We start from the raw sequence: 23,424 nt of genomic DNA on the forward strand, positions 1-23,424 counted from the left end.
CGGCTCCTGGTGGCAACAGTTTTTTATCGTTAGAAGTGGCGCTTGCTGAGTGGCTTACGTCAAAGAGTGCGCCATCTATTTTGCATAGCGAAATTAGTGTTCACTCAGCTTGTCAGGCACTTTTGCATAGCCTAGGATGGCAGTCAATAATTGAAACACCATTCTGCATTGCAAAACTTGGCTATTAAAAATTCTATAACAAGAACTCACTCAAGAGAGGATTTAGCGTATGTCCAGCGAATCAACGACGTGCTCTTTTACCACGCTTGGCATTGTCGGTACCGGCGCTATGGGGCGTGGCATCGCTCAGCTGGCGGCTCAGGCAGGTCTAAACGTTATGCTTTTCGATGTAAAAGAAGGGGCTGTGAAAGAGGCTAAGCACTTTATTAATGGCTTATGGCAGCGAAGCGCTGAGAAGCAGCGAATTACCCCAGAACAGGCCCAGCACTATAGCGAGCGGCTACTCGAAGCAAACGCGCTCAACGCCCTCGCCCCTTGCGATATCGTGGTGGAAGCCATTGTTGAAAAGCTGGAGGCCAAGCAGGGGTTATTTAGCGATTTAGAAGCGATTGTCAGCCAACAGGCGGTATTGGCGACCAATACTTCTTCGCTCTCAGTCACGGCCATTGCCGCCGCCTGCCAGCATCCCGAACGCGTCATTGGTTTTCACTTCTTTAACCCCGTCCCGCTAATGAAAATTGCCGAGGTCATCCCCGGTCTTCGCACATCAGCCGACGTAACTCAGCAGGTCAACGCGCTCGGTAAAGCCATGGGCCATTTCACAGCCCAGGCCACCGATACCCCTGGGTTTCTGGTCAATCATGCCGGTCGCGCCTTCGGTACCGAGGCCCTGCGCATTTTAGGCGAAAGCGTAACAGACCCGGCCACCATTGACCGCATTATGGTCGACCAGGGCGGTTTCAAAATGGGCCCCTTTACGCTACTCGATCTTACCGGGCTGGATGTCTCTCACGCGGTGATGGAGTCGGTTTACCACCAATATTATGAGGAGGCACGCTTTCGCCCCTCACCCTTAACTCGGCAACGTTTGGCCGCGGGCTTGCTGGGCCGCAAAACCGGTGAAGGCTTTTATCGTTATGTGGATGGCAAGCAGCAAATGCCGGAAGCACCCGATATTAAGTCTGTATCCCCTTGCCCGGTATGGATCAGTCAGGACGACCCCGAAAGCGCTGACGCACTCGCAGCGTTAGTAACCGCTGCCGGCTGGCCGTTAGAAACAGGAGCAACTCCCTCTGGCCAAGCACTGTGCCTGCTTACCCCGTTTGGAGAAGATGCCACCAGCTGTGCGCTACGCCAGGGGCTAGATGCTAAACAGTGCGTCGCCGCGGATATGCTCGCCGGACTAGATAAACGCCGAAGCCTAATGGCCACGCCGGTGACCGGCACCGCCTACCTTCAGTCAGCGTGCAGCCTGTTCAATCACGATGGCACACCGGTAAGCACCTTGCAGGATAGTAATGGCTTTGTTCTGCAGCGCATTATTGCCTGCATCGTCAACGTAGGGGCGGACATTGCTCAACAAGGCGTCGCCGAACCTACCACTATCGACCGGGCAGTTGAGCTTGGCTTGGGCTACCCCTTCGGTCCATTGCGCATGGGCGACCATTACGGCGCCACGCGCATCATGACGATACTGACCAACCTGCTTGATGCCACCGGTGACCCTCGGTATCGCCCTAGCCCGTGGTTACGCCGTCGCGCCGCACTGCAACTATCGTTAACCACTGTGTAACGCACATCCAAATAACAAGGAGCTCTACTATGCAACACGCCTATATTTACGACGGTTTACGTACCCCTTTTGGTCGCCATGGCGGTAGCTTGGCGGCGATTCGGCCAGATGAGTTACTCGGCCTCACTCTCAAAGCACTGGTGGCCCGTAATCCTTTCGCCCTAGAGAGCTATGAAGAAGTGCTGGCAGGCTGTACCAACCAGGCAGGCGAAGATTCACGAAACGTAGCGCGCCATGGGGGGCTGTTAGCCGGCTTGCCTATCGAAGTGGCCGCCCAAACGGTGAACCGCCTTTGCGGTAGCGGCCTTGCGGCAATGATGGATGCAGCCCGGGCGGCACGGCTAGGCGAAGGCGAGCTGTTTTTAGCGGGCGGTGTAGAGTCCATGTCTCGCGCGCCTTACGTGCTGGGCAAGGCGGACTCCCCCTTTGCTCGCAATCAGCCAATGTATGACACAGTGATCGGCTCGCGCTTCCCTAACCCTCATATTGCCAAAGCGTTTGGCAGCCACAGCATGCCGGAAACCGCCGATAACATCGCTCATGACTTGAGTATCAGTCGCGATGCTAGCGATGCCTTTGCCGCCCGCTCCCAGGCGCGCTATGCAAAAGCGCTCTCAGACGGCTTCTATGACGGCGAAATGATGGGCGTTGAGGTACCCCAAGGGCGCAAGCTGCCGCCACTATTGGTTGATAAAGACGAGCATCCGCGCCCCCAGAGCACCGAAGATAAGCTTGCCAAGCTAGGCGCGCTATTTGAAGGCGGCGTAGTCACCGCCGGGAATGCCTCAGGCCTGAATGATGGCGCTGCCGCTTTGATTGTCGGTACGCAGGCCGCCGGAGAGCGCGTCGGTATAACACCCCGTGCACGAATTGTTGCCAGCGCCGTTGCCGGTGTAGCCCCTCGGGTGATGGGTTTAGGGCCAGTGCCTGCGTCACAAAAAGCGCTTGCTCGTGCAGGGCTCACCCTTGAGCAGATGGACGTTATCGAAATTAACGAAGCGTTTGCCGTGCAAGTGCTTGGCTGCGTTCAACAGTTGGGGCTTTCTGCCGATGACTCACGCTTGAACGCAAACGGCGGCGCTATTGCTATCGGCCATCCGCTGGGAGCTTCTGGGGCGCGCTTAGCACTTACCGCGCTGCGCCAGCTTGAAGCCACTAATGGCCGCTATGCGCTGGTTACCATGTGTATTGGTGTGGGCCAGGGTATCGCAACGGTTATTGAGCGGCTGGAGCGCTGAGCTAGCCATACTGGCAGCATATTTCGTTGATGCACGTATAAGCCGTTGCTAAGTAGATATGCGATAATTGCCCTTAAATAAGCCATTTAGTTGGGACTCTTAATGCAACCCGTTGACACCACTGGTGATGATTCACAACTGCCCGAAAAAGATCGTAACTTCGTAACCGCATTAGCACGCGGGCTAGAGCTGCTGCGTGCTTTTGGCGCGGGTGAAGAGTATTTAGGCAATGCCGAACTCTCGAACCGGACGCATATCCCTCGTCCCACGGTGTCACGGTTAACCTATACCCTTACACAGCTTGGCTATTTGCAGCACAACACTCATTTGGAGAAATATCGGCTCGGCCCAGGTGTATTGGCGCTGGGGTATCGCTTTCTTGCCAATATGGGCATTCGTGAAATTGCCCGACCGCATCTGCAGAAGTTCGCCGATGCCACTGACTGCAATGTGAGCCTGGGGGGTGCCGACCGCAATGATATGGTTTATCTGGAAACCTGTCATGGTCATGGCCCTCTCATTATCCGCTTGGATGCTGGCTCGCGGTTGCCTATTGCCACCTCAGCCATCGGCCGCGCCTGGCTATGTGGTTTGTCTGACGAAAGGCGCCAGCAGGTGCTTCAAGAGCTGGCTGAGGTGTATGGCAGTGAGTGGCCACGCTATGAGGCGGGCATTCAGCAGAGCTTCAAGGATTATGCTCAATACGGCTTTTGCCTTTCTGAGCAAGAGTGGCAGCGCGATATAAGCGCAGTAGCTATGCCGCTTATCCTAGAGGATGGCGCAGAAGTAATGGCTATTAACTGTGGCGGTTCCAGTCTACGCCTAGACCATGATCGCTTAATTAACAATTTAGGGCCTCGCTTAAAAGAAGTAGCCGCCAATATTAAGCAGGAGCTAGCACCGCGATATCGTGTTTCACGTTAAGTAGTTCATAACTTTTCTTTAACTAACACTCGTTTGATTGCATCATAAGGCCATCACGTTACCGTGGATGTCGATGAGGAGCAGGGATGCCAAACGAGTGGATAACCAACGAGAGCGGGAAGCTATCGCTTCACGGTGAGTGGACGCTTGGCAATTTTCATACCCTAAAGCGCGCGCTTAGCCAACAGCGTCAGCTATCTTCACATACTCACGTCATGCTAAACGGTATTGAACGCCTGGATACCGCAGGTGCGGCGTTGATTGTTGAAATGATCGGCATTGAAAAGGCCAAGCAAGTGCCCGAGTGGGCTGGTGACTTACCGAAAGAGCAACAGGCGTTGCTGGTGCGCATTGCCGAAGCAATGGAAGCGCCTCTGGATATCCAACCCCGTAAACAGCAGCGAATAACTGATGCGCTGGCTACCACCGGTCAGCAAGTGATTGGGCTGTGGTCTCAACAGCGCCAACTGCTAGCCTTTATTGGCTTGGTACTTGCCACTTTTTTCTCCTTACTACTGCGCCCCAGCCGCTGGCGCTTCACCGCCATGATTGCCCATATTCAGCAAAGTGGCTTGAATGCGGTGCCCATTGTCGCTCTTTTAACCTTCATGGTGGGAGCCGTGGTCGCTTTCCTGGGCGCCACGGTGCTCGCGGAGTTTGGCGCCACCGTCTACACCATCGATTTGGTCGCCTTCTCTTTTCTACGCGAATTTGGCGTTCTACTTGCCGCTATTTTGCTCGCTGGCCGCACCGCAAGCGCATTTACTGCGCAGTTGGGCGCTATGAAATCCAATGAAGAAATTGATGCCCTTCAAGCACAAGGCCTTGATCCTATTGAGCTGTTGGTACTTCCCCGGGTCATGGCGATGCTGATCAGCCTACCGCTACTGGCCTTTGTTGGCATGCTCTGCGGGCTGTTAGGTGGCGCCGTAGTGGCAACCCTCTCACTGGATATACCCCTTACTCAATTCATGAACACGTTACAAAAGGATGTCTCGGTAACGCACTTTTTGGTAGGGCTTAGCAAGGCACCTGTATTTGCGTTTGTGATTGCTGTGATCGGCTGCCTGGAAGGCTTTAAGGTTAGCGGCAGCGCGCAATCAGTGGGTGAGCATACTACCTCTAGCGTCGTGCAATCGATTTTTATGGTGATTTTGCTGGATGCCCTGGCTGCGCTGTTCTTTATGGAGATGGGCTGGTGATGGCGTCAGATAAACCTACACAACAAGCCAATCAGCCGGTGATTAAAGTCCGAGGGTTGGTGAATCGCTTTGGCGACCATGTTGTTCATGAAGACCTGGACTTCACCCTTGAGCGCGGTGAAATCCTGGGGGTAGTGGGCGGCTCGGGAACAGGAAAGTCAGTTCTACTACGGAGTATTGTTGGCTTAAAGCGACCTAATGACGGCATTATTGAAGTGTTAGGTACGCGCTTAAATGACCTCAACGAAGAGCAGCGTAGTCAAGTAGAGCGGCGCTTTGGCGTGTTGTTTCAGCGCGGCGCCCTGTTTAGCTCGCTAAACTTGCAGGAGAACATTGCGTTACCGCTCATTGAGCACGCAAAGCTTTCAAGAGAAGAAGCAGAGTATTTGGCACGAATCAAGCTGTCGCTGGTGGGGCTTTCACCTAATACCGCACTGCAATTTCCTGAGTCGCTTTCGGGCGGGATGATAAAACGCGCAGCGCTGGCCCGTGCCCTTGCGCTAGACCCAGACATTCTCTTTCTCGATGAGCCAACGGCGGGCCTTGACCCTATTGGTGCGGCAGCTTTTGATGAACTGCTGGTTACCCTGCGCGATGCGCTGGGCTTCAGCGTTTTTCTGGTGACCCATGACCTGGATACGTTATACGCGGCCTGTGACCGGGTAGCGGTTATTTCGCAAAAAAAGGTGCTTGTAGCTGACACGCTTGCGCGCGTCGCATCGTACGACGATGAGTGGATACAAGATTATTTCCAAGGCCCCAGGGGCAGAGCGGCACAACACGCTCATCAACAATAGACGCTCATCAACCACAGGAGAACGCATATGGAGACGCGTGCCCATCACATACTGATTGGACTCTTCACGCTACTAACAGGGGTTGGTGCGCTGCTGTTTGCACTATGGATGAGCCATGCAGCAGGCGAACGAGACTACCAACCTTATCAAATTTTATTTGAGCGCAGCGTCAGTGGCCTTTCCGTTGGCAGCAGAGTGCAATATAACGGTATCGAAGTAGGGAATGTGACCGGCTTAGAATTAAACCCAAGAGACCCGCGCCAAGTCATTGCAGCGATTCGCGTGTACGAGGATACCCCCGTCAAACTGGATACCCGCGCGAAGCTGGCATTTGCTAATATCACGGGCAGTATGTCAGTTCAGCTACACGGTGGCAGTCCGGAAAGCCCACGCCTGACCGACCAAACCAGTGATGACGCGCCATTCATTCAGGCGGATGCTTCGCCTATCGCTACGCTCTTTGACGAGGGCGAAGAGATGATTGAGAACATCAATTCCATTCTTCGAAACGTCAACGAGCTGTTCGACGATGGTAACCGGGAACAAGCAGGCAATATCCTCACTAACATTGCCCAAATCACTGACATGATAGCTTCCCAACAGGCAGCGCTTGAAGAAAATATGGCGCTGTTTGGTGACGTGTCACGCCAAGCCACCACTACCCTTGGCAGCATTGACGCGCTTAGTCAGGAAGCTACACAGCTACTGAGACAGGATGGAAAGCTAGTAATGGAGAGCGCGGCTGTCGCCAGCCGTGATGTCGCTAGTGCCGCTCAGCGTATTGAGCAGTTGGTAAATGACAATGCGGGTGACGTTGAGAGCACGCTACAGGGTACGCGGGATATCGCCCCCGCCCTTTCTGCGCTGCGCTCTATGCTTAATTCGTTAGACCGCATTACCCGTCAACTTGAAGAGAGCCCCAGAGATTTTTTCCTGGGTCGTGATCAGGTAGAGGAGTTCCGCCCATGAGCCTTCGTTCCCCGCTTACAGTCGTCATGTTGGCGACTTTATTGCTAACCTTTGGCGGTTGCTCAATACTGCCGGAAAGCGAACCCGCCACGTTCTATCGGCTGCCCGCATCTACGCCCTCTGCTACGTCAGAAGCAACCTCCTCAGCACTCCCTATACGGCTGGGTATAGCGACCCCTGAAGCTGGCCACTTGCTAAGCAGTAACCGCATTGTGGTGTATCCAGAGCGCAATGTGGTTAATGTATACGAAGGCTCTCGATGGCATGAAGATGCACCGGCTATGCTACAAGCTCGGCTGATTACTGGTTTACAGCAACGCCAGCTGTTTACTAGCGTAGGTAGCGACCGCCTGCCTCATGATCTATTACTACTTAGCGAGCTACGCCACTTTCAAAGCGAGTACGACACCACCCCGCCCAGCGTTAAGATTCAGCTAGACGTACAACTGGTAGGTACTCAAGATCGTCAGCCAATAGTGGCCAACAGTTTCTCAACTCGCACCCAGGCAAGCAGTGCTGAAATTCCTGACGTAGTTGATGCTTTTGGCCAAGCAAGCGATGTGCTCACCCAGCAGTTGGCGACATGGCTGGGGGATCAAGCCCGCAGTTTATAAGCCATTTATGAGTGCTTTCTTAGGAACGCCCGAGGGTTTTTAGGGTAGTAGTGCTCGGGCTGACGCTCAAGGTGGGTGAAAAACCGCGTATCTTTATAGGGCATTTTCATAAACCCAGACACCCCAAGCCCCTCGATCTGGCTAACGGAGTCCAGCATACGCGCCAGCAAGCTGCAAAACTCTTGCTCGCGGCTAGGATCAAGTAACCGATAATAGCTGTGGATTTTAAGATGCTTAGGCAGTGCTTCGAAGATAATCATCCCCGTATGATGAATCTCATTAAGCCGCTTTAATATCTGCATAATGCTGTTGGGAAGCGCAAGAAGCTCTTCTGGATCAGGACCATCTTCAAAGTAACTATGCTGACGAGTGCGGTCTTCCATTTCAGGCGCCGCGCTAAGTTCATAGCTAATCACCATGCCCGGCTCACAATGAAATGACGCCTGCACACTGTCGCGTTCTAAGTGCAGCGTCTGGCGGGCATTAAACAGGCAGCTTTTGAAAATCCCCTGACGATGAATAGCACGGGCCAAATGCACCATGTTATTAACCGCTTCGATAAAGGCAGTTTTTAACGCCGGGTCGTGCAGATTAAGTGACGAATCGATATAGACACCTTCCCGCTCCCAACGCACTGCTAGGCCGCCCACCACGGGGTATTTTCCCAAACGGCTCACCGAGGCCAGAAAAGCCTTTTCGGTCTCTCCCATGCCCTGCATAAACTGCTTGTAATAGCGGTCCAGCTGCACATCATTAACGTCGTTAAGCGTTTCTTCCGCGTTCGCTTCACGTAGAAAGGCTTTGCGCGAGCTATACACCACTGTGTCTATTTCTTGTCGCGCGGGACGCCCCCATACCGGCACAAGCGGTGTTTGTGGTGTAACGGGTAGGTCAATCATCACCCCTTGGGCTAGTCGTGGCATGGCGCTTAAAAAATAGTCCCCAGCACGCCGACGCATTTGCGGGTCAGGGTCCAGCATACCGTCTAAGGTGCGGGCAAACTCCATTGGCAGCCCCAGTGAGCTTGCCGGGATGGCACGATGCCCAAAACGGCAGGATTGTGCTGAGGCGAGCGCATAAAGCGTGCCCGCCACGCCCTGCTCGTCAAAGCGCGGCGACGAGAGTGCCCCGTTAAGCTGCTCCTCCCCTATAAAGTAGACATCCCCTAAGCGGGCGTTCGTTTGCTGCAAGTTATCCGACATCAGCTCCATCACATTCGCGCCTACAAACTGCAGCTTTTCATCCAGTTGCGCAAACACAGAGGAGCCCCAGTCAATCAGCGCGACCTGCTCGGTTGAGGGGTTAAACACCAAATTAGAAGGCTTGATGTCACCGTGCACGACGGGGCGGGCATTAGGGCCTGCTTCACGGCGAAGCGTTGTCAGAATATCTGCCAGTTGAACGGCAATGCGGATAATTAAGCGGGGAGAAAGCTTCCCCTCTTTGAGCGAGACCTGCTCCAGGTTCCAGCCTGGCGCACGCTCCATCACCAGGATTGACTGGCCTCTCGCACGCTGGTAGGCCACTAGTTTAGGAATCAGCGGGTGGGCCACTTGATCGAGCATAAACGCTTCTTCTTCGAGGCGTTCTTGCAGATGCGCGGGTAGGGTAATACGCGAAAACTTGAAAACGTAGTGGGCAGGTACACCTTGCTCAAGCGCACTGCCCGCAAATACGAACCCATAGGCACCTTTGCCGATAAGCTCAATTCCCGTGTAGCCAAGCTGGGTGAGCTGTGTTTGGCACAGCGCCACCCAGTCTTTGAGCTTACGGGCATCATGGTGGCTTAGCAGATATACCGACTGCTCTTCAGGTATATAAAACTGCTGAAGCGGTGCCTGAGTCATGGGTTAACGTGCACCTAGCCCAAGTGCAGCAGCATGGTTTCCGGCGCTTCTAAAAAACCTTTCCAAGCGTTACAGAAACGCGCGATGGTACCACCATCAATAAAGCGGTGGTCTCCTGCCCAGGTGATCGTCATAATCGCCCGACGCTGCACCGCACCATGCTCATCAAAGCGCGGCAGCCACTGGGTTTTGCCAATGGCCACAATAGCCGCTTCAGGGGCATTAATAATCGGCGCTGCATAGGTCCCACCCAGCGCTCCGATATTGGAAATGCTGATGGTGCCGCCTTTTAGGTCTGCCTGATCTACGCGGCCCTCTCTCGCGGAGGTGGTTAACCGCCCTACTTCACGGGCTATATCCAGCAGCGTCAGTTGCTCAACGCCTTTGACATTAGGCACCAGTAAGCCCGCTTTACTATCTACTGCCATACCGATATTGCACTGGGCATAGTAGTGAAGCTCGTCACCTGCGGCATTAAGCTGGGCATTAACGATCGGTGCTTGGGCAACGGCAAGCGCCATCGCTTTCATAAAGAAAGGCATCAGCGTCAAGCGTTCGCCCAGGGCCTCTACTTGTGGCTTTAAGCGCTCGCGCAGGGCTAGCAGCTCGGTAACGTCAATCTCTTCGCCGTAGTGAAAGTGCGGAATGGTGCTTGCAGACTCAACCATTCGCTTGGCCATCACCGCTCGCACGCCACGCAGCGGCTCAACCCTAGGCGTCTGTGGTTCGCTTCGCACCAAAGGCTGGCCACTCACTTGGTTTGCAGATGCTGGCACTAGCGCCGTTTGGTCAAGGTGCGCCAGCACATCCTCTTTTAATACCCGGCCATCTTTACCGCTACCTGAAATGTCGTTTAACTGCAGCTCATGTTCCCGTACCAAACGACGAACCGCGGGGCTAGCGGGTACTTTTCCCATGGTGGTTTTACCCATGGAATTGCTCGGTGCAGCATGTGACGACGATGATTCCCTGGATTTAGGCGCCGAATGCGCTTGCGCAGCTGCTTTGGGCGCTTCCGCTGTATCAGCATCGCTGCTTTGCCCTGTCCCGCCCGTTACCTCACTTTCTAACTGATAGGCATACAGTGGCGCATGCACCTTGGCCACTTGGCCCTGGGGCACATAGAGCTTAGTGACGATGCCTGGCTCTGGTGCAGTAATCTCTACCAGCGCTTTGTCGGTCATTACCTCAACAATTGGCTGGTCTTCTTCAATTCGATCACCTTCAGCAACGCGCCATTCAACGACTTCGCACTCAACAATGCCTTCACCGATATCCGGCAGCATAAAATCGCTCATTATTTTTCTCCCTGGCGCTAAAAGTTAACGCTTTCGCGAATCGCTTCAAAAATTTTCAGATGGTCGGGCAGATACTCTTTTTCCAGCACTAGCGGGAATGGCGTATCCAGCCCAGTCACCCGTGAAATGGGCGATTCCAGATAGAGAAAACAACGCTCTTGAATGGTCGCAGCAATTTCTCCTGCAAAGCCGCCGGTTAAGGGGGCTTCGTGGCTAACAATCAAGCGTCCGGTTTTGAGCACTGACTCCGCCACCGTATCTTCGTCCCACGGCAGCAGGGATCTTAGGTCAATAACCTCACAGGAAATACCTTGCTCTTCGGCAAGCTCTGCGGCTTTACCAATAACCTCCATCTGCGCGCCCCAGCCCACTAGCGTGATGTCACTGCCCTCTTTGACAATCTCAGCTTCACCTATCGGCAGTTGATAATCCTCTTCCGGCACGTCGCCTACCGCTGCACGGTAGAGTCGCTTAGGCTCAAGAAAAAGCACGGGGTCTGGGTCGCGAATAGCCGCCAACAACAACCCTTTAGCTTGATAGGGGTTGCGGGGCACCACCACTTTCAGGCCTGGCGTATGCGTGAAGTACGCTTCTGGAGATTGCGAGTGATAGAGACCGCCTGAAATACCGCCGCCGTAGGGCGTGCGGATGGTTAAACCGCCTACGTTAAACAAATCTCCCGACCGATATCGGAACTTGGCTGTTTCATTAACAATTTGGTCAAACGCAGGAAAGATATAATCGGCAAACTGAATTTCCGCAACGGGCACCGAGCCTTGTGCGGCTAAGCCGTTAGCAAAGCCGATGATTCCCTGCTCCACCAGCGGCGTGTTGAAACAGCGAGCTTTGCCATATTTTTCCTGTAAATGGCTGGTGGCACGAAAAACCCCACCAAATACCCCGACGTCTTCACCAAAGCAGATCACTTTTTCATCTTCGGCCATGGCGATATCAAGGGCGTTATTAATCGCCTGTAACATATTCATCGTAGGCATTTTACGCATCCCCCTGGGAATCAGTGGCCGTATCAACATCCAGGTCAAGAGACTTGGCACCTTTCGGGTACGCGTCTGGGTAGCGACGAATATGACGCTTGAGCTGGTCTAGCTGACGTTGTAGCGCGGGGGTGACATCGGCGTAGACATCGCTAATCAATGAGTCCAGCGGCGGCGGCGGGCGTTTTTCAGCTCGTTTCAGGGTGTCGAGCACCTCTCTTCGCAGGCTCTCTTGCTGGGCAGCCTCCTCTTCTTCACTCCACCAGCCCTTTTTAACGAGCCACTTTTGCAGGCGCAGCAGTGGGTCTTTCGCTCTCCATATCTCTTCTTCCTCCTTCGAGCGATAGCCGGAAGGGTCATCAGAGGAAGAGTGAGCCGCAAGCCGATAGGACATTGCCTCAATCAACACAGGCTGGTTTTTCTCTACGGCAATTTTACGGGCCTGGGTAGTCGCTTCAAACACCGCTAGTGCATCATTACCGTCCACACGAATAACATGCATGTGGTAGCCGAATGCCCGCGGCGCAATTCCATCGGCGGCGAACTGTTCCGTAGAAGGCGTCGAAATGGCATAACCGTTGTTACGGCAGAAGAAAATCACTGGCACTTGATGCACCGAGGCCATATTGAGTGCGGCGTGAAAATCCCCTTCAGAGGCGGCGCCTTCGCCAAAGAAGGTCAGCGTGCAGTGGCCATCCCCCGCCAGTTTTTGGCCGTAAGCATAGCCAGTCGCCTGAGGAATTTGCGTAGCAAGGGGGGAGGAAATCGTCATGTAGTGCAGCTTGCGCGAGCCATAGTGGATCGGCATTTGCCGACCCTTTCCATAATCCAGCTCGTTACCAAAGAGCTGGTTCATGAATTCGTCAATGGAGAAGCCGCGGTACATCAAAGCGCCCTGCTCACGATATTGCGCCATGATCATATCAGCGTCGTTAAGTGCGGCAGTTGCCCCGACGACGGCTGCCTCCTCACCCGTGCACTGCATGTAGAAACTAAGCCGCCCCTGGCGCTGAGCGGCTAGCATGCGTTCATCAAGAATGCGGGTTGCTAGCATCGCTTGATAGAGCCGTCTCGCGTGGTCACGCTCAAGGGCTGGCTCACTGGCACCTTCATAAAGCTCGCCCTCTGGGTCGAGCAAACTAAAAGTGTCAATTGTAAACTCGTCACCGGTCAAGAAGAGCGGCTGATGTACGTACTGTGTCATCATTATTATCCTTGTTTTGCCCCTTTTGAGGGCAGTGTTGTCGGTGCTGACCTTTTATGCCAGTGGATTTATCTGACAGCGATCAACGCAACACAAGGACATTAACTCAGTAGGCTACTTTAGGGGATACAACTTAAGACGCAGAAAGGCGGGAACGTAGGGTTTGTTGGTAAGCATCGAAGAGGCTGTCCACTGTCAACGCTAGCAGTGCTATGAGCAAGGCCCCCTGCACTACATAGGCCATATTGCCATTCACAATGCCGGCAATAATGGGGTCACCTAAGTTACTGGCACCCACCGTCGCGCCTAAGGCAGCGGTTGCGATGTTAATCGTTACCGATGTTCGAACACCCGCCAGTATCACGGGTGCGGCTAAGGGCAGCTCAACGCGATGCAATACTTGCCAGGGAGTCATGCCCATGGCAAGCGCTGCCTGTTTGATATCAGCGCTTACCCCCTGGAGACCCGCCAAGGTATTACGCACAATAGGCAGCAGCCCATAAAGCATCAGCGCGACGATAATAGGCAGCGTACCAAAGCCCAGCGTAGGCACTGCTAGCGCCAATACAGCCACAGGCGGAAACGTCTGCCCGATGGAAGCTAACTGCCCAACTAGCGGTAAAAAATCTTGCCCACGTTTGCGGGTAACCGCAATTCCTGCCAGCACCCCCACTAAGACCGTGACCACCGCTGCGACCCCCACCACCAATAAGTGGCGACCTAATAGATTAGAAAACTCAGCCCGGCGATATATGACCTGACGTGCATCAGGCTCCAACCAGCGGAACACGCTCTCCAGATAGGGCATAACTAACACAGCAGCAACTAACAGCACGCCCCAAATAAGGGGTAACACCCACCCATGGTGAGCGTTTGATGAAGGCTCAATACGCCGACTAGTAAGCATCGCGTGCACTAACCTTATCTAGCTGCGCTTCTTTAACAATTTTTCGCAACGAGAGCTCTCCGATCGGCATATCTTGCTGGTCTACCACCGTAAGCCGGTCACAATGGTCGCGCAGCATCATGGAAAGCGCCTGACGGAGAGAGTACTCAGCAGGCACTCGCGACTGAGCCGGTAGGCTTTGCCCAAGAGAGGTCATGTGATCTTTCACTCGGGTCAGCGCTGCCTGTTTCAGGCCCCGCTCAAGCCCCCCTAGCAGCGAATCGACGAAAGGGTCTTCCGGGTGCTGCAATAGCGCCAGCGGCGTTCCCTGTTGGACAATTCGTCCGTTGCGCATCACCACTAAATGATCGGCAAGCTTTAGGGCCTCATCCATATCGTGGGTCACGAACACCACTGTTTTATGCAGGCGCGCCTGAAGCTTGACCATTTCATCCTGAAGTTTTTCACGGGTGATAGGATCAAGGGCGCCAAACGGCTCATCCATTAATAGAATATCAGGATTGGCGGCTAACGCCCGGGCAACGCCCACACGCTGAGCCTGGCCTCCCGACAGCTGATGAGGATATTTATGGGCAAACTCTTCTATCGGCAGACCCAGCATTCCCATGAGTTCTTCTACTCGCGCGGTGACCTCGTCACGCGGCCACTTCAAAAGCCTGGGTACCAAACCAATATTACGCGCGACCGTCCAGTGGGGGAAAAGTCCGGTACTTTGGATGACATAACCAATACGTCGGCGAAGCTTTACGGGGTCGTAACTCTGGATAGCCTGACCGTCAAGCAGGATGTCGCCTGCGCTATGTTCGATGAGGCGGTTAATCATACGTAGGGTGGTGGACTTACCACAGCCAGAGGTACCGACCAACGCACAGAACTTTCCCTTGGCAACACGCAGCGATATATCATCAACGGCGGCTTCTTCACCAAAGTGCTTTGATACATGGGAAAGCTCTATCATTCATGTCCTCCGGGACGCAGCGCGTCGGCCAACGCCCCTAAGCCAGCGTCAACGACCAACGCTAGTAATAAAATAGGGAGAGCACCAAGTAGCACCATATCCATCGCAGCCTGGCCTAGTCCCTGAAAAATAAAGGTGCCCAGCCCTCCTGCACCAATCAATGCCGCTACTGCGGTTAAGCCTATCGCTTGGACAGTGGTAATACGTACGCCCTCTAACAGCACCGGCAAGGCCAAAGGAAAGCGTACCTGCCAAAAGCGTTGGCTACTGCGCATTCCCATCGCTTTAGCCGCTTCCAAGGTGTCACTACTTACCTCTTCCAGCGCGATGTAAGTATTACGCACCATAGGCAATAAACTGTATGTGATCAGCGCGATTAACGCGGGCGTGGTACCAATTCCACTCACCCCGAGCTTTGCTAAAAACGGAAGGTTAGCCGCTACCCATGCCAGAGGCGCCAGTAGCAGGCCAAATAGTGCGATACTGGGAATGGTTTGTAAAAAACTCAGCAGAGAAAAAGCAATTTTTTGTAGCTTGGCATAGCGTCGCATTAGCATTGCTAACAGCAAACCTGCCACAACGCTCACCCCCACCGCCGTGCTGACTAAATGAATATGTTGAAGCGTGGCGCGCCAAAACTGCTGCTCACGGGCCTGAAATTCCTGCACCAGCGCCATATTCTGCAGCCACAACGAAGCACTCAACCACCACACAACACCCACGCAGCTCAATAACAGCGTGGTCGCAAGTCGAGACAAACCCAGCCGAAGACGTAGCTCTACCAGGCAGAGTAACAGTATAAACAGCAGCGACCAGGAAGCGGCGCCAATGCTTAAACGCGCTTGAGGGAGATCAGGGTCTACTAACCAATGACTAGCGACCATCAGGCCAAACGGCATAAGTAACAGCATGACAATTACTAGTGCCAACATTGCCCGGTAGTTAGCCTGCGTTGGAAGCAGCGCCAATGCAGCCAGCGCACTTATCAATAATGAGATGAGTAGCGCCCCAAACCACCCCACTGCGTCTAATAGGTGGTAAGAGGTACCTGGTACAATTCGGTTGGGAGCAACACTGACCGGGTTTAACAGCCAGATAACCGCCAACATCACTAGGCTTAAACTCAACAGCACCGCATTAGGGTGCCATATGCGCTGATTCAGCTTAGCGATGGGCAGCGCATCAGTTAACGGCATTCATTAGTCATCCAAGCTATCAAGGTAATCACGTGCCACTTGGTTAGGCGATAAGCCATTAACCGCTACGTCAGCATTTAAGGACTGCAGCGTGACTAAATCCAGCGTCGCAAACACATCGTTAAGCAGCGCTTCAATACGGGGATGCGCCTCTAAGACGCCTGCACGCACAACAGGGGCGGGTTGATAAACCGGCTGTACGCCTCTGGAGTCTTCCAGCACCACCAAGCCAAGCGCACTCAAACCACCATCAGTACCATAGGTCATCGCCGCATTGACACCACTCGTTTGCTGCGCAGCGGCGCGCATTGTCGCTGCCGTGTTACCGCCGGATAGCACTAGCAATTGATCGCCGCTTAGCTCGAACCCATAGGCTTCTTGAAAGGCCGGAAGCGCTTGTTCAGATTCGACAAACTCCGCGCTGGCGGCAAATTTAAACACTCCACCTTCGGCTAAATATTCGGCAAGATCGTCCAGGGTGACCAGCTCATGAGCTGTGGCCACATCTTCTCGAACACTCATCGCCCAGGTATTATTGGCACTCGCGGGCTGCAGCCAGACAAGCCCTTGCTCCGCATCACGCTCTTTAACCGTTTGGTAGGCATCTTCAGCACTGTTCCACACCGGGCTATCGGTCATATCGAAGAAAAACGCACCGTTACCGGTATATTCAGGGTAAAGATCAATTTCGCCGGCTTGTAGCGCACTACGTACTACGCTAGTGCCCCCAAGCTGCAAACGGTCTTGAGTAGCAATGTCGTTACGTTCTAAGGTTTGAATGATTAACTCACCCAGCACCGATCCTTCCGTATCTATCTTGGAAGAAACGACAACCGGATCACTGGCGTTAGCCGCCGAGAAAACCAGGGCTGATAAGCCAGCGGCGAGTATAGGTTTCATGACATAGCGCATCTTAGTTGTCCTTTTCATAAGCGGCTTTTGCAGTCACTTCAGTATAAGAGCCATCTGCGTTGAAGTCAGACGCCGCTCTCGCGGCGTCTGAACGTTGCGATTTATTGAGGCGCTTCAATAACCCACGTGGTTCCTTCCCGAGAGTCTTTTAGAATAATACCAAGCGCTGCCAACTCGTCGCGGATCGCGTCTGCTTGCGCAAAATCTTTACTGGCTTTAGCCTCTTTGCGCTGGGCAATTTTAGCTTCAATCTCGGTCTCGCTTAGCGCAACGCCGTGCTGCTGCGCCCCCTTTAAAAAGGTGTCGGGCGACTGCTGTAGCAAGCCCAGCACGCTGGCTAAACGCTTAAGCTCAAGTGCAAGAAGCAGAGCTTTTTGAGGGGACTCACCTTTCGCACGATTAACCTCACGGGCTAAATCAAACAGCACCGCCAGTGCTTCAGGTGTGTTGAAATCATCATCCATCGCCGTCGTGAAGCGTTCGCTATAAGCAGCAACTTCTTCTTTGCTGGCGATAAACGCGACCTCACTGGTTGGCGCCTGCTGTAACTCTTCACCTACACTTTCCTGTACCTCTACGCCCTCCAGTGCCGTATAAAACCGCGTCAACGATTTACGTGCCTCGACCAGTGAATCCACCGAATAATTAATCGCGCTACGGTAGTGGCTGGCCACTAACAGATAACGCACAACCTCTGGATCGTGCTCTGCCAGCACGTCACGGATAGTGAAAAAGTTGCCTAAGGATTTTGACATCTTTTCCTGATTAACCCGCACAGCGCCTGCGTGCATCCACGTATTAACGTAGGTTTTGCCGGTAGCCGCCTCAGACTGGGCAATTTCATTTTCGTGGTGAGGAAACGTGAGGTCGGGACCGCCACCGTGAATATCGAAAGTATCACCTAAGCAGCAGGTCGACATGGCAGAGCACTCGATATGCCAGCCAGGACGCCCATCTCCCCATGGCGAGGGCCAGTGTGCCTCAGTAGGCTTGGCGGCTTTCCATAGCACGAAGTCGAGCGGATCTTCTTTATGAACATCCACGTCCACCCGTGCGCCCGAGCGCATATCGTCGAGCTGACGATTATTCAGCTTGCCGTAGTTCGCAAATTTCCGCACTCGGTAATAGACATCGCCATTTTTAGCAGGGTAAGCAAAGCCTTTATCAATGAGTGTTTCGATCATCGCGATGATATCGCCAATATGCCCCGTAGCGCGTGGCTCCCTGCTCGGTGGCAGCACGTTTAGGCGCGCTTCATCATCGTGCATTGCATCAATCATACGCTCCGTCAGCGCGCTGATCGTTTCTCCGTTCTCGTCAGCGCGCTTAAGGATTTTGTCGTCTATATCGGTGATATTGCGAACGTAGGTAACATCGTAACCGCGATGGCGAAGATAGCGGGTAATTACATCAAAGGCCACCATGACTCGTGCGTGACCAAGGTGACAATAGTCATACACCGTCATACCACAGACATACATGCTTACTTTACCCGCGACGAGCGGGGTAAACGGTTCTTTGCGGCGTGTCAGCGTATTGTAAATCTGCATATGACTATTCCTTAACCCTTCTGTTTGATTTTCGCCCAGCTATCTTTTAATCCTACGGTCCGGTTAAACACCGGCTGTCCTGGTTTGGAGGCGTGACGGTCGGCACAAAAATACCCCATCCGCTCAAACTGAAAACGATCTTCGGGGGCCGCATCGGCCAAACTAGGCTCACCAATCGCCTGACAAACCGTCAGAGACTCAGGGTTGAGGTGCTCTAGGAAGTCGACATCTTTGTCACGATCCGGCTGCTCAACTAAGAACAGGTTTTCATACAAGCGAACTTCCATGGGCACACCGTGGGCCGCGCTCACCCAATGAATGACGCCTTTCACTTTGCGCCCTTCTGGGTTTTTGCCCAGGGTATCGAAATCTACTGAGCAGTGCAGCTCGGTCACCTCGCCCGCTGCGTCCTTAATCACATCATCGCAGCGAATCACATAGCTATTGCGCAACCGCACTTCTTTCCCCGGCGCTAGGCGGAAGAACTTTTTAGGGGCATCTTCCATAAAGTCATCATGGTCGATGTAAAGCTCGCGGCCAAACGGCACTTTACGCACGGCCATATCATCCCGCGCGGGATGTCCCGGCACTTCGTAGACTTCTTCATGGTCTTCCGGAACGTTGGTCAACACCACCTTAAGCGGTTTTAGCACACACATACCACGCGGAGCATTGTCCTCAAGGTCTGAGCGAATCGCATGGGTCAGCATGGCGATATCAACCAAGCCACCGTCAGCCCGGGTAACACCGATCATTTCACAGAACTTACGAATTGAGGCTGGTGTGTAGCCACGACGGCGCATACCGGAAATTGTCGGCATACGCGGGTCGTCCCACCCATCGACAATGCGCTCATCAACCAATAGCTTCAACTTGCGCTTAGAGGTTAGCGTGTAATCAAGATTCAGGCGGGCGAACTCAATTTGGCGCGGTTTCGCTGGCACTGGAAGGTTGTTTAAAAACCACTCATAAAGCGGGCGGTGATCTTCAAATTCCAACGTGCAGATTGAGTGGGTAATGCCCTCGATAGCATCTGATTGGCCATGGGTGAAATCGTAAGAGGGGTAGATTTTCCACTTATCCCCAGTTTGATGATGGTGGGCGTGCCGAACGCGATAGAGGATCGGGTCGCGCAAATTAATATTGGGAGACGCCATATCAATTTTAGCGCGCAGCACTTTTCCACCTTCTGCAAACTCGCCGATACGCATCCGCTCAAGCAGATCAAGGTTCTCTTCAACGCTACGCTCGCGGTAAGGGCTTGGCTTGCCAGGTTCAGTTAAGGTACCGCGATACTCGCGGATTTCGTCCGGCGATAAATCGTCAACATACGCTTTGCCCTCACGGATTAAGTGCTGCGCCCAGATATAGAGCTGGTCGAAGTAATCTGATGCAAAGCGTACCGGGCCAGCCCACTCAAAACCCAGCCAACTGACATCTTCCTGAATGGCATCAATATACGCTTGCTCTTCTTTCGCCGGGTTGGTGTCGTCAAAACGTAGGTGACACTCACCACCCAACTGCTCCGCCAACCCGAAATTTAGGCAGATCGACTTAGCGTGACCGATATGCAGAAAGCCATTAGGCTCGGGGGGAAAGCGCGTGACAATTTTACTGACCTGGCCGCCCTCAATTTCCTCGCGTACTTGGTTGCGGATGAAGTTCGGCGCAGGGGTGGTCTCGTTGGTCATGGTGGTGTTGATAACCTCATGGTGGATGGCGTGCTAGGCAACCGATGCCTACGCTAATAGGGTTAGCGCTTCGCGGCGCCGGGCAAAACCGCTATTATAACGTGACGCCGATGCACAGCGCCAAGGCGAACGCCTTTATTGAACAGGAATTTATCTATGATCGTATTACAGACCAACCACGGTGACATCACTATTGCGCTTAATCATGAAAAAGCGCCCGTTAGCGCTGCTAACTTTGAGCAATATGTGCGCGAAGGATTTTACGACGGCACGCTCTTTCATCGCGTCATCGATGGTTTCATGGTGCAGGGCGGCGGTTTCGACCAAGAGTTTAATCAAAAGCCGACCCGCGATCCTATTGAAAACGAAGCCGATAACGGCCTGCAAAATACCGAAGGCACGCTCGCTATGGCGCGCACCCAAGACCCACACTCTGCCACTGCACAGTTTTTTATTAATGTGGGCAACAATAGCTTCCTAAACCATAGCGGCAAGAGCCTTCAAGGCTGGGGTTACGCTGTATTTGGTGAAGTGGTCGACGGAATGGACGTAGTCAACGCTATCAAAGGCGTTAACACTACCCGCCGTGGCATGCATGCGGACGTACCCGCTGAAGATGTGATCATTGAGCGTGCGTACGTGAAAGAAGCAGAATAAAACGCCGGGAGTCTTATGCGTACTTTGTTGGTAGCCGACATGCACCTGAGTAGCGAGACACCTGAGATTAACCAAGGGTTTTATCGCTATTTAGAACAAACTGCCACGGGGGCAGACGCCCTATATATTTTGGGCGACCTATTTGATGCTTGGATCGGCGATGACCTGCTCGACACGCCGCACCCCCTGAGCGTAATCGCCCATGACGTAATCCAGCGGTTACGAGCGCTTAGCAGCAATGGAACGGCCGTCAACTTCCTGCATGGCAACCGTGACTTTTTAATCGGGGAGCGCTTTATTAATGCCTGCCAGGGGAACTTACTGCCCGAAGCCCAGGCAGTTGAGCTTCAAGGCGTACCCGTGCTCATTCTCCATGGCGATAGCTTATGCACGAGAGATGAGGCCTATATGGAGTTTCGCCAACAATCTCGAGACCCACAGTGGCAAGCGCAAATATTAGCGCTTCCCCTGGAACAGCGCTCTGAGCTCGCTAAAAGCTTACGCATGCAGTCGGGGGATGCTAACGCTAACAAGGCTGAAGAGATCATGGATGTTACCCATGATGAAGTAGTGCGGCTGATGGCACGTTTTGGCGTATCGACCATGATTCACGGCCATACACACCGCCCGAAAGTGCATGACATAACGGTGGAGGACGTGCCGGCTAAACGGTTTGTTCTCGGTGACTGGGATAACCAGCACGGTTGGGATGTAATCATTGAGCAAACACCTGAACACCATGCCATGCCCGTGCTTCGCCAGTTCGCACTGCACTCCCCGCCATAGCTATCGTTAGTAGCAGTAAAAAAATGCAGTAAAAAAGCCGATCACATGATCGGCTTTTTCAGTTTTAAAGCTATTTAGTTTTGGTGCTATTGAATATTTATCGCTCAATATCAGCATTACTGCGAAGGTCATCAATCAACCCCTGGATGACTGATTGCGAGCGAAGCTGTTCGGCCATTTGCGCCACAAAAGAGGTTATCTGCTCATCCACCTCTCCGGTAGACACGCTGTCCAATGCGACCACCGCCACACCTTGCGGTAACGCTATCGCACGAAAGATACTTTGCCCTTCTTGAGGACGAGGCATGCGAAACACCTCCTGCACCAGCGCTTGTGGCAATGTAGTATCAGACTGCCGCGATACATTAGCAGCCTCAAGCCATGAAACATCTACCTCGCTACCTGACTCTAGCGCTGAAATAATACGCGCAGCCTCGTCCTGAAGCGCTTCTTGACGCTGCTGTGCAGCGACAGCACTTTCGACTTCGTCGCGCACATCATCCAAATCTAGACGGGTAGGTTCACGATGCTCGGCGACGCGAAGTACCAGACGACGATCGTCGTCAAGTTCGATCACTTCGCTGTTATAACCCTCTTCAAGCACGTCAGCACTGAATGCTTCATCCAGCACTCCCGGTTCGGATAACGCACCCTCGCCTTCACCGCGGGCTAGCCAGTCTGTCTGATTGAGCATCAAACCAAGGTCATCTGCTACGCTTTCCAGATCATCAGCCGCAAAACTTTCGTCAATTAAGCGCTGAACCTGGCGATTAAAGTCATCGTTCACTTCACGCAGCGCTACTTCCTGCTGAAGCGCATCGCGCTGTTCTTCAAACGTTGGCGCTGCTATGCCCGTCACCTGCAAAATATGGAAAGCGCCGTCCATTTCTACCAGTTGAGACGTTTCACCTTCGCTCAGCGCAAAAGCAGCCTCGTCAAAGGCATCACCAAAGAAACCACGACTAATCACGCCTAAGTCGCCACCCTCTTCTGCACTGGCAGTATCATCGGAGTAGCGTAAAGCCGTTTCAGCGAAGGTATCTCCCTCTTCCAAAGCCTGCAACGCTTCCTCCGCGCGTTCCTGGGCTTCTTCACGGCTGCGATCTCCGCCAAACGTCACCATAATATGGGACACTTGGCGATCAGCGTTTCGATTCTGTTCGCGCCATGCCGCCCGCAAGGCATCTTCATCGACATCACGTCCCGCAGCCATTTCCTGACGATCAATCATCACATACTCAACACGCACCTGTTCGGGACGCTCAAAGCGTGACTGATTGGCATCGTAATACGCCTGCATCTGCTCTTCAGTAACTTGGATGTCTAGCTCAACATCATTGGCACTTAGCATTGAATAACGGAAGCTACGCTGCTGGCGCTGCAGTTCTGCCAAACGCTCCTGCTCACTGGCTAAGCTAAAGTCACTAAATGCTAAACCTTGCTGAAGGTGCTGGCGCTTAATATCTACCCGGAGCTCTTCTCGGAATGAGAGCGGTGTATAGCCCGCTCCGGCCAAACGGTTACGAAAAACTTCAGATGAGAAGCGGCCATCCTGATCATGGAATTCAGGTAGACCAATAATCATCTGGTCTAACTGGGCATCCGACACATAGAACCCGCCATCCTCTGCATACTGGGTCAACAGCTTTTGAGTAATCAGCTGATCAAGCATTTCATTACGCAAAGCACGCTCTTGTTCCGGCGGCACTTGACCAGAGCGTAATGCGCGCTGAACCTCAAGCTCAACCTGCTGACGCATGATCGGCTCGCCATTGACGCTTGCTACTTCATTAGGATCACTGCCGAATACGCTGAACAGCGACTCAATACCGAACAGTGCCATGGCAGCCACCATAACACCGATGATTATTTTGGCACCCCAGCTTCTGGAGCCATCTCGAATACTTTGCAGCATGCTAGCCTCAG

20 protein-coding genes are annotated in these 23,424 nt (G+C 53.4%); 9 read left to right on the forward strand and 11 right to left on the reverse strand.

The features are described from left to right. Positions 1-229 precede the first annotated feature (229 nt). The 7 genes from MOY_RS05825 (at position 230) to MOY_RS05855 (ending at position 7,497) form a co-directional block, all read left to right on the forward strand. The gene (locus MOY_RS05825) at positions 230-1,753 is read left to right on the forward strand and encodes a 3-hydroxyacyl-CoA dehydrogenase (RefSeq protein ID WP_009097535.1); all 1,524 of its coding nucleotides are present in this window, start codon (positions 230-232) and stop codon (positions 1,751-1,753) included. Between the two features lie 29 nt (positions 1,754-1,782). Further along, positions 1,783-2,991, forward strand: a complete 1,209-nt coding sequence (locus MOY_RS05830) for a 3-oxoadipyl-CoA thiolase (RefSeq protein WP_009097537.1) — start codon at positions 1,783-1,785, stop codon at positions 2,989-2,991. A 102-nt stretch (positions 2,992-3,093) separates the two neighbouring features. Further along, complete coding sequence (locus MOY_RS05835) at positions 3,094-3,915, forward strand: IclR family transcriptional regulator (RefSeq protein ID WP_009097540.1); 822 nt, start codon at positions 3,094-3,096, stop codon at positions 3,913-3,915. Between the two features lie 86 nt (positions 3,916-4,001). After that, positions 4,002-5,117, forward strand: a complete 1,116-nt coding sequence (locus tag MOY_RS05840; RefSeq protein ID WP_009097542.1) for an ABC transporter permease — start codon at positions 4,002-4,004, stop codon at positions 5,115-5,117. Next, positions 5,117-5,914, forward strand: coding sequence for an ABC transporter ATP-binding protein (locus tag MOY_RS05845; protein WP_009097544.1), 798 nt, complete (start codon positions 5,117-5,119; stop codon positions 5,912-5,914). The genes MOY_RS05840 and MOY_RS05845 overlap by 1 nt, the downstream gene beginning before the upstream one ends. A 27-nt stretch (positions 5,915-5,941) precedes the next feature. Continuing rightward, positions 5,942-6,883 (forward strand): MlaD family protein, encoded by a 942-nt coding sequence (locus MOY_RS05850; protein ID WP_009097546.1) that lies wholly within the window; start codon positions 5,942-5,944, stop codon positions 6,881-6,883. Continuing rightward, on the forward strand, positions 6,880-7,497 hold the full coding sequence (locus MOY_RS05855; RefSeq protein WP_009097549.1) for an ABC-type transport auxiliary lipoprotein family protein: 618 nt from the start codon (positions 6,880-6,882) through the stop codon (positions 7,495-7,497). Before MOY_RS05850 ends, MOY_RS05855 begins: the two co-directional genes overlap by 4 nt. A 5-nt stretch (positions 7,498-7,502) precedes the next feature. Here MOY_RS05855 and MOY_RS05860 read toward each other — a convergent pair whose 3' ends face one another. The 10 genes from MOY_RS05860 to MOY_RS05905 all read right to left on the reverse strand — a co-directional run bounded on the left by MOY_RS05860 (position 7,503) and on the right by MOY_RS05905 (position 20,055). Beyond that, the gene (locus MOY_RS05860) at positions 7,503-9,344 is read right to left on the reverse strand and encodes a protein kinase domain-containing protein (RefSeq protein ID WP_009097551.1); all 1,842 of its coding nucleotides are present in this window, start codon (positions 9,342-9,344) and stop codon (positions 7,503-7,505) included. 14 nt (positions 9,345-9,358) lie between these two features. Beyond that, positions 9,359-10,642 carry a 2-oxo acid dehydrogenase subunit E2 gene (locus MOY_RS05865; RefSeq protein ID WP_009097563.1) on the reverse strand — a complete coding sequence of 428 codons (1,284 nt, stop codon included), beginning with the start codon at positions 10,640-10,642 and terminating at the stop codon, positions 9,359-9,361. Positions 10,643-10,659: 17 nt separating this feature from the next. Further along, positions 10,660-11,637, reverse strand: coding sequence for an alpha-ketoacid dehydrogenase subunit beta (locus MOY_RS05870; RefSeq protein WP_009097565.1), 978 nt, complete (start codon positions 11,635-11,637; stop codon positions 10,660-10,662). Position 11,638: 1 nt separating this feature from the next. Beyond that, a complete protein-coding gene (locus MOY_RS05875; protein WP_009097567.1) occupies positions 11,639-12,841 on the reverse strand; it encodes a thiamine pyrophosphate-dependent dehydrogenase E1 component subunit alpha in 1,203 nt (400 codons plus the stop codon). A gap of 133 nt (positions 12,842-12,974) precedes the next feature. After that, the gene (locus MOY_RS05880; protein ID WP_009097569.1) at positions 12,975-13,748 is read right to left on the reverse strand and encodes an ABC transporter permease; all 774 of its coding nucleotides are present in this window, start codon (positions 13,746-13,748) and stop codon (positions 12,975-12,977) included. Next, complete coding sequence (locus MOY_RS05885; protein WP_009097570.1) at positions 13,738-14,706, reverse strand: ABC transporter ATP-binding protein; 969 nt, start codon at positions 14,704-14,706, stop codon at positions 13,738-13,740. The genes MOY_RS05880 and MOY_RS05885 overlap by 11 nt, the downstream gene beginning before the upstream one ends. Continuing rightward, positions 14,703-15,902, reverse strand: coding sequence for an ABC transporter permease (locus MOY_RS05890; protein WP_009097571.1), 1,200 nt, complete (start codon positions 15,900-15,902; stop codon positions 14,703-14,705). The genes MOY_RS05885 and MOY_RS05890 overlap by 4 nt, the downstream gene beginning before the upstream one ends. 3 nt (positions 15,903-15,905) lie before the next feature. Continuing rightward, a complete protein-coding gene (gene osmF / locus MOY_RS05895) occupies positions 15,906-16,814 on the reverse strand; it encodes a glycine betaine ABC transporter substrate-binding protein OsmF (protein ID WP_009097573.1) in 909 nt (302 codons plus the stop codon). A gap of 101 nt (positions 16,815-16,915) precedes the next feature. Beyond that, a complete protein-coding gene (cysS, locus tag MOY_RS05900; protein ID WP_009097575.1) occupies positions 16,916-18,364 on the reverse strand; it encodes a cysteine--tRNA ligase in 1,449 nt (482 codons plus the stop codon). An 11-nt stretch (positions 18,365-18,375) separates the two neighbouring features. Next, positions 18,376-20,055: a glutamine--tRNA ligase/YqeY domain fusion protein gene (locus MOY_RS05905; protein WP_009097577.1), complete on the reverse strand. Its 1,680-nt coding sequence runs from the start codon at positions 20,053-20,055 to the stop codon at positions 18,376-18,378. A gap of 156 nt (positions 20,056-20,211) precedes the next feature. Here MOY_RS05905 and MOY_RS05910 point away from each other — a divergent pair, with 156 nt between their 5' ends. Next, the gene (locus MOY_RS05910) at positions 20,212-20,712 is read left to right on the forward strand and encodes a peptidylprolyl isomerase (protein ID WP_009097579.1); all 501 of its coding nucleotides are present in this window, start codon (positions 20,212-20,214) and stop codon (positions 20,710-20,712) included. Positions 20,713-20,727: 15 nt separating this feature from the next. After that, a complete protein-coding gene (locus MOY_RS05915) occupies positions 20,728-21,498 on the forward strand; it encodes a UDP-2,3-diacylglucosamine diphosphatase (protein WP_009097581.1) in 771 nt (256 codons plus the stop codon). Between the two features lie 97 nt (positions 21,499-21,595). Here MOY_RS05915 and MOY_RS05920 read toward each other — a convergent pair whose 3' ends face one another. Next, the gene (locus tag MOY_RS05920; RefSeq protein WP_009097584.1) at positions 21,596-23,413 is read right to left on the reverse strand and encodes a SurA N-terminal domain-containing protein; all 1,818 of its coding nucleotides are present in this window, start codon (positions 23,411-23,413) and stop codon (positions 21,596-21,598) included. Positions 23,414-23,424: the final 11 nt, after the last annotated feature.

The organism is Halomonas sp. GFAJ-1, from assembly GCF_000236625.2.
Lineage (GTDB): Bacteria > Pseudomonadota > Gammaproteobacteria > Pseudomonadales > Halomonadaceae > Vreelandella.

What these genes read in the sequence shown, in the direction of transcription:
- MOY_RS05845 (WP_009097544.1), top strand. Translation starts at nt 5,117, where the DNA reads ATGGCGTCAGATAAACCTACACAACAAGCCAATCAGCCGGTGATTAAA.
- MOY_RS05865 (WP_009097563.1), bottom strand. Translation starts at nt 10,642, where the DNA reads ATGAGCGATTTTATGCTGCCGGATATCGGTGAAGGCATTGTTGAGTGC.
- MOY_RS05860 (WP_009097551.1), bottom strand. Translation starts at nt 9,344, where the DNA reads ATGACTCAGGCACCGCTTCAGCAGTTTTATATACCTGAAGAGCAGTCG.
- MOY_RS05885 (WP_009097570.1), bottom strand. Translation starts at nt 14,706, where the DNA reads ATGATAGAGCTTTCCCATGTATCAAAGCACTTTGGTGAAGAAGCCGCC.
- cysS (WP_009097575.1), bottom strand. Translation starts at nt 18,364, where the DNA reads ATGCAGATTTACAATACGCTGACACGCCGCAAAGAACCGTTTACCCCG.
- MOY_RS05890 (WP_009097571.1), bottom strand. Translation starts at nt 15,902, where the DNA reads ATGCCGTTAACTGATGCGCTGCCCATCGCTAAGCTGAATCAGCGCATA.
- MOY_RS05840 (WP_009097542.1), top strand. Translation starts at nt 4,002, where the DNA reads ATGCCAAACGAGTGGATAACCAACGAGAGCGGGAAGCTATCGCTTCAC.
- MOY_RS05835 (WP_009097540.1), top strand. Translation starts at nt 3,094, where the DNA reads ATGCAACCCGTTGACACCACTGGTGATGATTCACAACTGCCCGAAAAA.
- MOY_RS05825 (WP_009097535.1), top strand. Translation starts at nt 230, where the DNA reads ATGTCCAGCGAATCAACGACGTGCTCTTTTACCACGCTTGGCATTGTC.
- MOY_RS05910 (WP_009097579.1), top strand. Translation starts at nt 20,212, where the DNA reads ATGATCGTATTACAGACCAACCACGGTGACATCACTATTGCGCTTAAT.
- MOY_RS05870 (WP_009097565.1), bottom strand. Translation starts at nt 11,637, where the DNA reads ATGCCTACGATGAATATGTTACAGGCGATTAATAACGCCCTTGATATC.
- MOY_RS05880 (WP_009097569.1), bottom strand. Translation starts at nt 13,748, where the DNA reads ATGCTTACTAGTCGGCGTATTGAGCCTTCATCAAACGCTCACCATGGG.
- MOY_RS05855 (WP_009097549.1), top strand. Translation starts at nt 6,880, where the DNA reads ATGAGCCTTCGTTCCCCGCTTACAGTCGTCATGTTGGCGACTTTATTG.
- MOY_RS05875 (WP_009097567.1), bottom strand. Translation starts at nt 12,841, where the DNA reads ATGACACAGTACGTACATCAGCCGCTCTTCTTGACCGGTGACGAGTTT.
- osmF (WP_009097573.1), bottom strand. Translation starts at nt 16,814, where the DNA reads ATGCGCTATGTCATGAAACCTATACTCGCCGCTGGCTTATCAGCCCTG.
- MOY_RS05920 (WP_009097584.1), bottom strand. Translation starts at nt 23,413, where the DNA reads ATGCTGCAAAGTATTCGAGATGGCTCCAGAAGCTGGGGTGCCAAAATA.
- MOY_RS05850 (WP_009097546.1), top strand. Translation starts at nt 5,942, where the DNA reads ATGGAGACGCGTGCCCATCACATACTGATTGGACTCTTCACGCTACTA.
- MOY_RS05830 (WP_009097537.1), top strand. Translation starts at nt 1,783, where the DNA reads ATGCAACACGCCTATATTTACGACGGTTTACGTACCCCTTTTGGTCGC.
- MOY_RS05905 (WP_009097577.1), bottom strand. Translation starts at nt 20,055, where the DNA reads ATGACCAACGAGACCACCCCTGCGCCGAACTTCATCCGCAACCAAGTA.
- MOY_RS05915 (WP_009097581.1), top strand. Translation starts at nt 20,728, where the DNA reads ATGCGTACTTTGTTGGTAGCCGACATGCACCTGAGTAGCGAGACACCT.